The 11,992-nt window shown below is 63.3% G+C and carries 15 protein-coding genes, 1 tRNA gene and 1 pseudogene; 9 read left to right on the top strand and 8 right to left on the bottom strand.

Annotation, left to right across the window (positions count from 1 at the left end; genetic code table 11):
* Positions 1–305: 305 nt before the first annotated feature.
* Positions 306–1,466 (top strand): IS110 family transposase, encoded by a 1,161-nt coding sequence (locus tag AB0L82_RS34165; protein ID WP_364645946.1) that lies wholly within the window; start codon positions 306–308, stop codon positions 1,464–1,466.
* 160 nt (positions 1,467–1,626) lie between these two features.
* Positions 1,627–2,886: an IS256 family transposase gene (locus tag AB0L82_RS34160; protein ID WP_364645978.1), complete on the top strand. Its 1,260-nt coding sequence runs from the start codon at positions 1,627–1,629 to the stop codon at positions 2,884–2,886.
* 162 nt (positions 2,887–3,048) lie between these two features.
* Here the strand turns inward: AB0L82_RS34160 and AB0L82_RS34155 are convergent, their stop codons facing one another.
* Positions 3,049–3,300, bottom strand: a complete 252-nt coding sequence (locus AB0L82_RS34155; protein ID WP_364645943.1) for a hypothetical protein — start codon at positions 3,298–3,300, stop codon at positions 3,049–3,051.
* Positions 3,301–4,487: 1,187 nt separating this feature from the next.
* On the opposite strand from AB0L82_RS34155, the gene AB0L82_RS34150 reads away from it, so the two are divergent.
* Positions 4,488–4,973, top strand: coding sequence for a hypothetical protein (locus AB0L82_RS34150; RefSeq protein WP_364645940.1), 486 nt, complete (start codon positions 4,488–4,490; stop codon positions 4,971–4,973).
* Positions 4,974–5,581: 608 nt separating this feature from the next.
* Here AB0L82_RS34150 and AB0L82_RS34145 read toward each other — a convergent pair.
* Positions 5,582–5,884 carry a hypothetical protein gene (locus AB0L82_RS34145; RefSeq protein ID WP_364645937.1) on the bottom strand — a complete coding sequence of 101 codons (303 nt, stop codon included), beginning with the start codon at positions 5,882–5,884 and terminating at the stop codon, positions 5,582–5,584.
* 186 nt (positions 5,885–6,070) lie between these two features.
* Entirely contained in the window at positions 6,071–6,511 is a 441-nt protein-coding gene (locus AB0L82_RS34140; RefSeq protein ID WP_364645935.1) for a hypothetical protein, read from the bottom strand.
* A gap of 364 nt (positions 6,512–6,875) precedes the next feature.
* Here AB0L82_RS34140 and AB0L82_RS34135 point away from each other — a divergent pair, with 364 nt between their 5' ends.
* The gene (locus AB0L82_RS34135; RefSeq protein ID WP_364645976.1) at positions 6,876–7,151 is read left to right on the top strand and encodes an immunity 53 family protein; all 276 of its coding nucleotides are present in this window, start codon (positions 6,876–6,878) and stop codon (positions 7,149–7,151) included.
* Between the two features lie 141 nt (positions 7,152–7,292).
* Here AB0L82_RS34135 and AB0L82_RS34130 read toward each other — a convergent pair whose 3' ends face one another.
* Positions 7,293–7,685 carry a hypothetical protein gene (locus AB0L82_RS34130; protein ID WP_364645932.1) on the bottom strand — a complete coding sequence of 131 codons (393 nt, stop codon included), beginning with the start codon at positions 7,683–7,685 and terminating at the stop codon, positions 7,293–7,295.
* A 70-nt stretch (positions 7,686–7,755) separates the two neighbouring features.
* Positions 7,756–8,109: a hypothetical protein gene (locus AB0L82_RS34125; protein WP_364645929.1), complete on the bottom strand. Its 354-nt coding sequence runs from the start codon at positions 8,107–8,109 to the stop codon at positions 7,756–7,758.
* Positions 8,110–8,392: 283 nt separating this feature from the next.
* Here AB0L82_RS34125 and AB0L82_RS34120 point away from each other — a divergent pair, with 283 nt between their 5' ends.
* Complete coding sequence (locus tag AB0L82_RS34120; RefSeq protein ID WP_364645926.1) at positions 8,393–8,800, top strand: hypothetical protein; 408 nt, start codon at positions 8,393–8,395, stop codon at positions 8,798–8,800.
* 127 nt (positions 8,801–8,927) lie between these two features.
* Here the strand turns inward: AB0L82_RS34120 and AB0L82_RS34115 are convergent, their stop codons facing one another.
* Positions 8,928–9,446: a contact-dependent growth inhibition system immunity protein gene (locus AB0L82_RS34115; protein WP_364645923.1), complete on the bottom strand. Its 519-nt coding sequence runs from the start codon at positions 9,444–9,446 to the stop codon at positions 8,928–8,930.
* Between the two features lie 201 nt (positions 9,447–9,647).
* Here AB0L82_RS34115 and AB0L82_RS34110 point away from each other — a divergent pair.
* The 3 genes from AB0L82_RS34110 to AB0L82_RS34100 all read left to right on the top strand — a co-directional run bounded on the left by AB0L82_RS34110 (position 9,648) and on the right by AB0L82_RS34100 (position 10,898).
* Positions 9,648–9,720: transfer RNA gene (locus tag AB0L82_RS34110), tRNA-Arg, on the top strand.
* A gap of 162 nt (positions 9,721–9,882) precedes the next feature.
* Positions 9,883–10,176, top strand: a complete 294-nt coding sequence (locus tag AB0L82_RS34105) for a hypothetical protein (RefSeq protein ID WP_364645920.1) — start codon at positions 9,883–9,885, stop codon at positions 10,174–10,176.
* A gap of 179 nt (positions 10,177–10,355) precedes the next feature.
* Positions 10,356–10,898 (top strand): hypothetical protein, encoded by a 543-nt coding sequence (locus AB0L82_RS34100; protein WP_364645917.1) that lies wholly within the window; start codon positions 10,356–10,358, stop codon positions 10,896–10,898.
* Between the two features lie 142 nt (positions 10,899–11,040).
* On the opposite strand, the pseudogene AB0L82_RS34095 reads toward AB0L82_RS34100, so the two are convergent.
* Positions 11,041–11,163: pseudogene (locus AB0L82_RS34095) on the bottom strand (dihydrofolate reductase); the annotation flags it as partial.
* Between the two features lie 182 nt (positions 11,164–11,345).
* Between AB0L82_RS34095 and AB0L82_RS34090 the strand changes: the two are divergent.
* Entirely contained in the window at positions 11,346–11,465 is a 120-nt protein-coding gene (locus AB0L82_RS34090) for a LysR family transcriptional regulator (RefSeq protein ID WP_364645914.1), read from the top strand.
* Positions 11,466–11,553: 88 nt separating this feature from the next.
* Here the strand turns inward: AB0L82_RS34090 and AB0L82_RS34085 are convergent, their stop codons facing one another.
* On the bottom strand, positions 11,554–11,790 hold the full coding sequence (locus tag AB0L82_RS34085; RefSeq protein ID WP_364645911.1) for a hypothetical protein: 237 nt from the start codon (positions 11,788–11,790) through the stop codon (positions 11,554–11,556).
* Positions 11,791–11,992: the final 202 nt, after the last annotated feature.

The raw sequence follows: 11,992 nt of genomic DNA, 5'->3' as shown, positions 1-11,992 counted from the left end.
ATTCATCGGGGTACTTCTTCGGTGCTGCCACGAATGACTCCTTCCGGCCCTATCGGACCACAGTCAGAGCTCTCCGAGAAAGCGGGGGAACCTCAGGCCCGGTCCCGGCCAGGATCTGGTCCAGGTGCCCGATGGGATGCTCACAACTCGGCTGCCCGCCGTCGTCATTGGTGTGGCTCTCTCATGGCTTGCCTCCCACCGGACACCGTGTCGGGAGTGGCTGGAAAAGGGTCTGCCCCAGCTCGAAGTAGCGGTGCCCTCCCACACGAACCCATCACGATCCGTTCGTTCGAGGGAGGAATCCGATGACAGTGATCATCGGAATGGATCCGCACAAACGCTCGGCCACCATCGAAATCATCGACACCCACGCCCACGTCCTGACCGTCGGGCGCTACGGCACCGACAAGCCCGGCTATCGCGAAATGCTCACCACCGCACAGCGTTTCCCCGATCGGGTGTGGGCGATCGAGGGCTGCAACGGGATCGGCCGGCACCTGGCGCACCGGCTGGTCCATGACGGGGAAACCGTCATCGACGTGCCCGCGAAACTCTCCGCGCAGGTGCGCGTGTTCGCCACCGGCAACGGCCGCAAAACCGATCCGGTCGACGCGCACTCGGTCGCGCTCGCGGCGTTGCGCGCACCGAATCTGCGTCGTGTCGCGGCGGATTCGACCCTGACCGCGCTCGGGCTGCTGGCCGACCGCCGCGACGCGCTGGGACGCGCGCACACCGAGACCCTCAACCGGCTGCACCGGCTGCTGCTGGAACTGCTGCCCGGCGGGGCCAAGAAATACCTCACCGCCGCCCAGGCACGCCGCCTGCTCGCCACCGTCAAACCCCGTGATCCGGGCGGCAAGATCCTGCGCCGGCTGGCCGTCGAGCAGGTCAGCGACCTCGAGACCATCGACCGCAAAATCAAGGCCGCGGACCGCGAACTCCGCCAACTCGTCACCGAACACGGCTCGACCCTGATGAGCCTGCACGGCATCGGACCCTCCAGCGCCGCACGGCTTTTGGCCGACGTCGGCGATATCCACCGGTTCGCCGACCGCAACCGGTTCGCCTCCTGGAACGGCACCGCGCCCTTGGACGCCTCCTCTGGTGACCAGCGACGCCATCGGCTCTCCCGCGCCGGCAACCGAAGAATCAATCGGGTCCTGCACATCATGGCCATCGTCCAACTCCGGCACCACACACCCGGGCGCGCCTACTACGACACCCGCCGCGCGGGCGGAAAGACGTCGAAGGAAGCGTTGCGGGCGCTCAAACGACGCCTCTCGAACCTCGTCTACACACGCATGCTCACCGACCAGCGGCGCCGCGAATTGGTGGGCCCGGGAGGGCAATCGGGAACGACTCCTGACTCCAGCGCGACCGGCCTGACCCCGAACACCGACCCTTCGGACAAGCCACAACCCGGACCCAACCACAAGACTAAACCCGCACCCGCTCCAATGGGTTGACTAAAAGGGAGCCATTTTGGTGCCTCGCTCGCGACCGAACGAGGCTCTGCCCGTTGATCTTCGGCAGGCCGGGACTGTAAGAACAACGGTGTAACTCCGAAACAAGGAGTGGCACATGAACACTGATGCGATGGCTGCGGTCGTGGCCGATACTGACGCGATGGCCAGGCCCAGGAAACCGAAGACGACAGCGGTGGATGCCGAGCTGGTGGACCAGCTCGTGGCCCAGGCCCGCGCCAGCGGGCTGCAGCTGACCGGCGAGGGCGGGCTGCTGGGCCAACTGACCAAGATGGTGGTCGAGTCTGCCCTCGACGGCGAGATCACCGACCACCTCGGCTACGACCACAGTGACCCGGCCGGACGTGGAATACCCAACTCGCGCAACGGAACCCGATCCAAGACCGTCATCACCGAGGTGGGACCGGTCGAGATCGACGTCCCGCGCGACCGCGACGCCACCTTCGAACCACAGATCGTGCGCAAGCGTCAGCGCCGGCTCAACGGGGTGGAGAACATGGTGTTGTCGCTGTCGGCCAAGGGCCTGACTCATGGCGAGATCTGCGCGCATCTGCGTGAGGTCTATGGCGCCGAGGTGTCCAAACAGACCATTTCCACCATCACCGACAAGGTGATGGACGGCATGGCCGAATGGCAGAACCGGCCCCTGGACCGGGTTTATCCGGTGATCTTCCTGGACGCGATCCACGTCAAGATCCGTGACGGGAAGGTCGCCAACCGGCCCATCTACGTGGCGTTGGCGGTGACGGTCGAGGGCGGTCGCGAGATCCTCGGACTCTGGGCCGGGGACGGTGGTGAGGGTGCGAAGTTCTGGCTGGCGATCCTGACCGAGCTGAAAAACCGTGGTGTCGAGGATGTTTGCATGCTCGTCTGCGACGGCTTGAAGGGGTTGCCGGAGGCGATCGGGCAGACCTGGCCGGCCGCGGTCGTTCAGACCTGCATCGTTCACCTGCTGCGGGCCTCGTTCTCCTATGCCGGGCGTCAGGATTGGGCCGCGATCGCCAAGGCGTTGAAGCCGGTCTACACCGCACCCACCGAGGCCGCGGCACTGGAACGGTTCTACGAGTTCGCGGAGGTTTGGGGCACGAAATATCCTGCGATCGTGCGGCTTTGGGAGAACTCGTGGGCCGAGTTCACCCCGTTCCTGGCCTTCGACACCGAGATCAGGCGCGTCGTCTGTTCGACGAACGCGATCGAGTCGGTCAATGCTCGCATCCGCCGCGCGGTTCGCGCCCGCGGCCATTTCCCCAACGAGCACGCCGCCCTGAAATGCGTCTACCTCGCGGTCATGGCCCTCGACCCCACCGGCGAAGGCCAGAAACGATGGATCACCCGCTGGAAAGCGGCATTGAACGCCTTCGACATCACCTTCGACGGCCGACTCACCGCCGGACGGAGATAACACAATCAACCCGAGCTACACCGTTATCTGGACAGACCCGGCAGGCGGCACGGCCGCTTCAGGACGCGCGGGTCGCGGCAGTAGCGTGCGTTCGCTACACGTTGATCTTTCGATTCCTACCGGTGGCCGGTGTCGGTCGGCGCGGCAAGTGGCGAGATCGGATCAGCCGCAGGTGATGGGGCTGTTGCACGGCCGATCAGCACTGCCGGTGAGGAGGTTGAGGATGTTGATCACGGCACTGCCGCTATCCGGAGTGTAAATCGGCTGGGCGGCAGTCGGCTGGCTCGCGGGCGAGGTCAGCTCCAGGGGAGCCCCGTCGGCCGACGCTGCGGCGACGGCGGATCCTGCCACGATCGCGGCGGTTGCGGCGGCGACCACCAGGCTGGTGCCCAGGGCAGTGCGAACAGTCGTCATTGTATGAAACCCCTTCTGCTGAAATAGAAAGCGCTATCGACCCTTCCAAGATCGTTGTCCCGGAGCCAGCCACATGTTCCTGTGCCCCGATCAGTGGGGGGCACCACGTGATTGGAACGCCTTCCTGCGGCATGAGCTGTTGCCTGATCTTGGAGGTTGGCCGCTCGTCACCAGCCGTGTGAATGCGCGACATTCGGCAATATGGCGTGTCGCCGAGCCTGAGATGATCTCGGCGCGTTGACCTTCGGCCGGACCGCGTGGCCGGTTCGAATAGCCCGCCACGCGGCGGAACAGTACGTTTGGGCGTTAACTCTCATCGCGTTGCACTGTGAGGCATTTCAGGCTGTTGAACCGCCCGGTTAAGGACCTAGGTCGGGCAAGGTATCAGCAGGCGTCGATGCGCGTCGATATTCAAGCCAGAACCCATATTCCTGTAGATACGTTCCGAGTCCGCTGTTCAAATACTGACGGTAGTCGCGCAGTCCCTGTGCATCCTCACGCTCGTCCTCACGTGCGCTAGCTGACCATGCGCGATCAACACGGTCTATCCATTCAGCCAGATGTGCACGCTCGGCCCACCAGCAGCGGATCTGCTCCAGGGTCCAGTGGTCGTCACCGTCGCACGCGTACGCACAGAAGGGGTCGGACCACGCCGCTGTCAGTACTAGCTGCGTCTCTCGCACGTCACGGGGTTGGCGGAATACCACTTCACTGCCGAAGTCGTCCTCGTAGACAACATGGTTAGGGGCCTCGAGTCGGCCCGTCCCGCACGAATCAGTCCCAGCTCCGTAGAACGGACCGGGAACATTGCGCCAATCCCGTTGGCTCCACTCGCCTCGCAAGTAGTCACTCGGCGGGCCCAGGGGGCTGCCGTTTGCGGAACTGGCGATCGGAAGCATGTGCGAGACAGCGACGGTCGGCAGCGGATCCCAGTACACAGACTCAGCGTATCGGCTGCATTTGGGTACTGCAGTGCACTCAATTCGGCAATACCGCGCATCGGAAGTGCTGTCCACCTGTTCGGATGACCGGCCAATGCCCGGGTCGCGGCAATACAGGATGTTCGAAGTACAGGCATGGAGCCGGTGCTTCGTCACTGCCTTTCCGAGAGTGGCGGAGCACGAGATACCCTCGCATGACCCCGAATTCGGGCTGCGCTTCGATGCGCTGGCTGGCAGCATGTCGGGATGCCGGACTTGCAGTGGGATGACGTCGAGGAGTTGCTCGACCCCAACAGGATAGGTTCCCTGCCGGATGTGTACGTGCAGGAGGCATCGGTCGAGGACTGGCAGGCGGTGTTCGATCTGATTCGGACACAGGGGTGGGCGTGGGAGTACTACGAGGGTGATCGCAAGCGAGAGTTGCCCGCTGCGGTGGACGTGCTGTCCCGCCCGGCCGATGCCGACTGCGTCACGCTGCGGGTGTGGCCGATCTCGAACGTGCAGATGATCTTTCGTCCGTGGCTCGGCGAGATCGATTTCGATGTCGACCTTCGCCAATTGCAGGGCCAGGCCGGGGTGGACGTTCTGTGCGATGTTCTGTGCGCGATCGGGCGGCGGCTGGGTAAACCTGTGCTGATGTGCTCAGAGTTCGACTCCTTCGACTCTCGATCCCCGGTACTGGGGTTCGACCCCGCCGCCGACCGTGTGGTGCTGCTGGCCGACCGAATCTAGACCTGCAGCGGGCGCAGGCGCGCGGTCCGGGATCTCGTTCACCACGAGGTCAGCATCTACGCAATGCGTCAGGACCCTGTGACGCTCTTGGAGTCCTTGCAACCAATCGATCAGCGCCTGAAGAATGCACTGCCGAAGGCCCAGCGGCGTTCAGCCCGTTGATCTTTCATGATGCCTGGCAGGGGTTCGGCCAGGGGTGTGCGGCAGATGTCGGCGGTAGGGTTCGGGCAATGACGGCGGAGCAGTTCCCGCGCCTGGCGGAGGTATTCCCCGATCTTGTGACCGAGATCGTCGATCTACTGGAACCCGAGGACCCCCATCTCGCTCGCACAGTCCCCGACCTGAGGTTCTACGGTCGGTGCACCTGCACGCCCACCTGTCCGATGCTGTTGACCGCGCCGCTCGGCTCACCGAACGGCGGGATATTGGTATTGGAATCCGGCGGGGAAGCCGTCATTTTTGTGCATATTCATCCCGCAGGACCATCCCGTCCATTCCATCGGGTGATCGGGGTTGAGGTGCTCGACGGTCGCGATCTGGTCCTGCCACCCGCATGACGGGTACTCATGCCATCGGAGACGGCTGACCAACGCGAGGGTTGCGGCATATCAGTGCGTGTTCTGACCGATCGCCCGTAGCACCTCCGAGAGCCATACCAGGTGGTATCCGATCGCCTGATCCGGATCGGCGAGCAGATCGGTCATGTGTTGCCACGACCACGAGAGCTGCCCCAGCGTCAGGTTCGTCGGCACACTGGTGGGGTCGTACAACTCTTCTCGCGGTATCGACCAGAAGTAATCCTGGTCCAAGCGAACGATGTCACCGCCTGCGGAGGCTTCGGCATGGTCCAGCAACACCTCGAACGACCGGCGCAGCTCAGTCAGGGATATGTGCAATTGCCATTCGTTCATGAGACTCATCATGACCGGGTCGAGCGAAGATCCCGGAATCGGCATCTCCAGTGCGTTCGGCCCTCGGACCGCAACAGTCGGTTGGTCTTCCACCGCATCGCCGGCCGGTTCGGTCAGCGCGCCCGGCGGCAGATCAGTGCGTTCGGTCCCGAAGACGAGCGCCCCACCGGGACTCGTCTTCGACCATTACTCGTCGAAACTAGTGCGCGCACCAAATATGAAACGAACGGCTGCGACGATGATTCCGGCCAGGACGATGGTCCACCATCCGGTGATGCGCACCCCGAAGCCTACCGACTCACTGGCCACGCTCAACGCCCAGCATTTCACTGTGTTCGACGCAATCTCGCTGAGCCCGCCGACGTAGAGCCGGATCGGGGACATCATGAACACGACTACCTGTGCCAGCCCGAACAACGCGTACACCAGACCGGCGAGCCCGAAAGTCACGGTGGCCCCCCACCCTCCCCAGCCGACTGGCATGACGAGCCAGGCGTTATCGAGCAATCCGACGGCGGCCACGATGCCCACTGCGTTTCCGATCGGCAGCAGCAACCCGCTGGGTGAACAACCGATCCGAACGTGAGGCTCGCCGACGCCAAACGACGGCCCGGCCGCTGATTCCATCGGCAAATGATAAGTCCGGCAACAAATTACCGCAGCCTGAACTCGGCGTTACCGCGCACCCGGAAGCGCTGTCTGCCAGCCCGTTTAAACGGCCGACCAACGCCCGGGTTGCGACATGAGCAGATGTCGAAAATCATTGGCTCGCCGTGTGCCTTTGCGTTGCGTTCGGTACCGAAAGCGAGCCTTGTCTCGTTGATCGGTATGAGAATTTCCGCCGGTGGCGGACCGCCGCCGACCGGCCCGAGGGCAAGCCCCCAAGCCTGTGATGGTCGCCGGTTCGCCGTCTGGCGGAATCATCGTTGCCGCGGCCGAACTCGACTAGCATCGGCGTCCATGTCCGAGCACGAAACATGTCCTCGACTGGCTGCAGAGCTGGTACGCCGCGCAGTGTGACGGCGGCTGGGAACACGGATGGGGTGTGCGGATCGAAACGCTCGACAACCCCGGCTGGCTGGTCGAAATCGATCTCAGGGAAACGGCACTGGCAGACCAGGAACATCCCCGACAGAAGATCGATCGGAGCGAGCACGACTGGGTGCATGGCTGGACCGCCGGGCAGAGGTTCCACCTGGCCTGTGGTCCAGGCAATCTGACCGAGGCGCTCACGCTGTTTCGTGCCTGGGCATCGACGCGGGCCTGAACACGCGAATGTGTCCGTACCGATCATCGGCATTACCGCGTACCAGGAAGCGCTGTCGGTCAACCGGTTTGGACAGCGGACCATCGCGCGGGTCGCGGCATGTGCGGACGTTTCTGGGAGTTCGAACCGTTGTGGCACTTTTCATTCGAGGTCAGCGAACGTGTGCTCACCGGGACGCCATACCTCCAACGCCTGGTCGGCGAACCCCGAGAGCATCGCAATTTCAGGTCCCTCGAGCTCGTCGAGCGTCGGATGGATCGACAGAGCACCGACACCGAACCGCACGAGCAGCCCGATGCCCACCGCTTCCTCGGTCGATAGAACCACTTGAGCGATCAAGGCACACAACGCATCTCGATATCCGACATCCCCGAAGAACCGAGTGGTGCCGCCGACCTCGACAGTCGGCCACGCATAGCAGAACAAGCGGGCACCGCTGCCGAATTCAAGTTCGAGATAATCACGGACGAACGCCACCGAGGCGACCTCGAGCCCGACCAGGCGCGCGAGCAGCGACTCTTCGACAGGATCCATTAACCTTCCTGACATTTGACTGCGGACTCCTACTGGGTTGCGTCGCCGCGCATGTAGGCGGCATCGGACGTTATGACACTGATCGACTGCTCGGCGGAAGGCGGTCAGTCGGGCCAAGGATGTCCAGCCGCACATCGAAGACCAAACGCGTATGGTCCGGCCCGCCGGACAGCCACCAGGTACTTACTGTCGCGATATCGCCGTTGATGTCCTCGATCGTGCACTCGACGCTGGTCGGGCAGGGAAATTTGGGTGCTGTGTGCAGGCCGCCGAAGTACGCGGTCTTGCCGACCATTTGATGGGGTCGGCCGTGTGCGTCGACGAGTTCGACCAGAACGATGCCCGGTTGAGGATCGTCCGTCAGCAAACAAACCGCGATGGCAGGCAGTTCGCAGCCATCACCCGTACCCAAGATCGGTTCCACCGCAGCACCATATCGGTCAATTACGCCACCGGCGGATCGAAGCAAATTCGCCATTCGGTGCGAACCTGCACACCAGTGGTCCGAGATGAGCTCTGGCTGTGGTCTTCCGGTCCAACGGGCAACAGTAGGCGTACGGCACTGTGCCCGTTGGCCTTCCAACTCCACACAGCAGCCGGTACCGATAGCGCACTATGCGGCATGACAGGGCGTTCGAAGTCCTCCGATCTGTAGTCTCCCAATCGGTATCGATCGATGTGCATGTGGTGACAGGGAGGGGGCGGCAATGACGAAGTCGCTCGGCAACGGTGGTGTCGATAAGCTGCGGATCGAAATTTGTGAGCTGATCGTCGGTGACTCGGCGTACGAACAAGTCGACTGGAGCGGGATCACCGTGGTAGCGGCGTTCGGTCGCGGTACTTCGTCCTTGTGGGGCTGGGTGTATACCGCCGACGGTGGCTGGGAGAGCAACATGCCCGACTCCTGGGATGTTCTGGAACGCGTCGCGGAGTTACGGGCTGCGATGTCGGCGCAGGGCGATGCCAGCTGGAAGTCTTGTCTACTCCAGATCAATCGATCCGATCTGGTTCTTCGTGCTGACTTCGACTACAAGGACGAGGGTCGCTGGAACATCACGGTGGCCAGCCTCGATCAAATAGCGGAGCAGCTCAGACCTCGTGGAGTTCGGTCTTGAACCTGTGCTGCGAGCAGCCGAACGAAAATCGGCAGTTCAGTGCGTTCGGCCCGGCCGAGATCGCCTCGGTGCGTTGATCTTCGGCCCCCGCCGCGTGACCGATTCGAACCGCGCGCCACACGGCAATTTAGTGCGTTTGACCTGGATCGAACTCTGGTCTGCCCGAGAGGAACTCGGTGATCAAGCGGCGTAGCTCAGGAACATGTGCGCCGTCCAGGTTGTAAATCATCGCATCCGCGTGGTGGGCAATGCCACGCGCTTTGTCGAGGAGCTCGGCCTCGCCAGTCCATGCGTCGGGCGCACACCGAAGCACAGCCAGTAACAGATCGCCCGGATAGTAATCACCGGCAACGAGCGGATCCGCTTGTAACCGGTCCAGCGCCCGCGGCAGGACTGTGGCGGTTCCGACGTGCTGCGACAGCATGATTCGCAGGTCTTCGGTACCCAGCTCACCGATCGGAACCTGCCGCAGCTGGTGCACCGTGCGAACCAGGTAGGTTGTATCCGCGGCGAGAGCGGGCCACACCGTGCCCTCGATGTCCTGTACCGATCGTGAAACCTCTTCAGCGCCGGATGCCCGCTTCACCACTGCCACCGCTTCCTTCGAGCCCGCTCGTGTGCGCACAGTATCGGCCACAGTCATCATCCACGCTCATCGGTCTGATCCGAGACCGCCGATACAGCCTGCTCGACATGTATGGCGCAATGCAGAGGTCCGAGCGACGTTCAGCCCATTGATCTTTCGAGGTGCCGGACTGGCCGGTTCGATCACCGCGCCGCGCGGGATGAGCGGACATCCTCCCCCCTACCCTCTCCTCAGGGAAGCAGGTATGTTTCTGATCGGGCTGCCCTCGTAGCTCAGGGGACAGAGCGACGCTCTTCTAAAGCGTGGGCCGCAGGTTCGAATCCTGCCGGGGGCACCGGCAGTCTTTCACTCAGATCGGCTGAGCCGCTGGATCTTTCATTGCACTGCTCTGTACGTTCAATCGGCGCGGTATGCGGTATGTGAGCGCGTCCTTGCGCCGACGTAATGCCGATCTGACCTGCGGGCGGGTCGAGGTGGTGGGAGGATCACTCACACAATGACATACATCAGGGCAGTTGCGGTTCGGTACGAAGACGATCATTTCCCGGGCTGGGTCGAGGCTCAGTTCCCAAACGCTGACGGAAGTACCGCCAGTTTCGTTGCGAAGGTGCCCGAATTCCAGGAGCACGACCAACTGACTCGCGACGCCGCGTATCCAATCCCCTTGGAAATCACGTGCGATCTTGTGAACATCGACCGGATCCGTCGGGTCGCCACGATCGATCTCTGCATCGGTATCGGCCTTTTCGAGGTTGCGCTCGACCAGCTTGGTGACCTTCCCGATGTCTGACGTCGTACGTACCGAACGCTGACGATGTTCAGTCGCCAGGTCGGTTACCTACTGCTAGTTGATCTTCCGCCGTACCGCGCTGGCCGATTCGATCAGCGCGGCATGGGGCAGATCAGTGCATCCGACCGGTGTGCTGTGAGTGGCCACTATCGTGCAGGAACCGCGCGGCAGTGCTGTAGTTGATCGACCCGAAAGATGGGGTGAGCGTGGCGATCTGCTTCGAACTATTGATCAACTTCGGCGACGACGTGGACGCGGCACGATCGGCTGTACTTGCGTGTACCCGCCACGGATCACAAACACTGACTGCGGGCGATCAACGCATTCCCTTCCATACACCGGTACCGCGCATGGTCGGTACGCACTGCGAGTTGTCGGTGGTACCTGTCGGGGTTGGGTACGGCGTCGTATCGGATGGCCCCAGAATCGCTCTCACCGCGGCGGAGTTGACCGACCTCGGTAACAGCCTGTACTCACTGCTCGCCACGTTCGACGGCTACATCGCTGCACAGGTCGGCTGGAACCCCGACGATTTCGTCGACCCTGCCGAACTCGCGAACGAGTATCTGGACGAGTTGCGTGACGGAGCATTGGATGGTCTCGTCCTGTCTGATGCTCTCCATGCCGAATTCGGTTTGGGCGAGAACTATGCGGTCTTCCGACCGGGATACCGATGGATACCGTGGCGCGGCCAACAACCCAGCAGCCTGACATCCGACTGATTCCTCAACCCGTCGTGCGGGTTCGGCAGTTCAGTGCGTTCGGCCCGGCCGAGATCGCCTCGGCGCGTAGATCTTCGGCCCACCCCGCGGTTCCTCTGAACCGCGCGCCACACGGCATGCGCGGACATCCTCGCATCGGCTGCGGATCGCGCGGGTGATGAGTGAGCACGAAGACCGGGCCATGGTACGGCGGATTGTCGCACCACCAGCCGTTCCACTGCCGGTCCCACTCGCCACGCACCGGACCGAACATGTTGCGCCCCATGATGAACGCTTGGGCCGCGGTCCCACGGGCGAGCTCGATCCGGTTCTCGTCGACATCCGAGATCGTCAGATCGCAGGTCACCCTGCCCGGCCGTGTGGTCATGTGCGCTGTCCTGCTTGTGGCGACCTGCCGCCGCTTTCGTGGCGATGGCCCATCACGTGCCGGCATCGACGCGAGACCGCATGACCTCCACTGCCAGTTTTGCCGGGTACTCCCCACCGTCGGTGAGCCACCACCCGGACCGCCTGGAGGCGGCCACCGGCGTCACCCTCATTCAGCGGATGGTCGTGGGATCCCGCTGATACCCGAAGGACAGTTGCCGGCCAACCGGGCCGCGGCGACCCTGGGCCCTGTAGCCGCGGCGACCGCTTCAGGCGAACAGATTCGGGTTCACCATTGCGCCGTGAGTTCGATCGGGGGCAGTCCTTCCTGTCCGCGCAGCCGCTCCGCGGCGATGGCCAGATCCGCGAGCGCGGAGTCCGAGAGTCCCGGGGCGAGCCGAACCATCAGATGCATCGCCCGGCTGTGCCGGTCCGCGACGGCCTCCTCCAGCGGCATCGGCTGGTCCGCCGGTATCGCGGGTGTGCCAATGGTGTTCGCCGTGGCGGATTCTCGCATCTGTGCCACCTCGGGTTCTCCTTCGGATTCGACGAATGTGGGCGCGGACGCCCCTGAGCGGTCAGCGCGCCTGGGCGCGATGACTCGCACCGATCGATACCCCGGTCTCCTCGACCCCAAACCCCGCACCCGCGACACGCCCGCCGACACGACGAGTCGACCATTTCCCGATCTCGGCGACGCCCCGGACCGGGTACGCGGGGCGAAAGTG

This window comes from Nocardia sp. NPDC052001 (assembly GCF_040680615.1).
Classification (GTDB): domain Bacteria; phylum Actinomycetota; class Actinomycetes; order Mycobacteriales; family Mycobacteriaceae; genus Nocardia.
The sequence above is the reverse complement of the archived record's forward strand: the minus strand, read 5'-3'. Positions and strand labels throughout refer to the sequence as shown.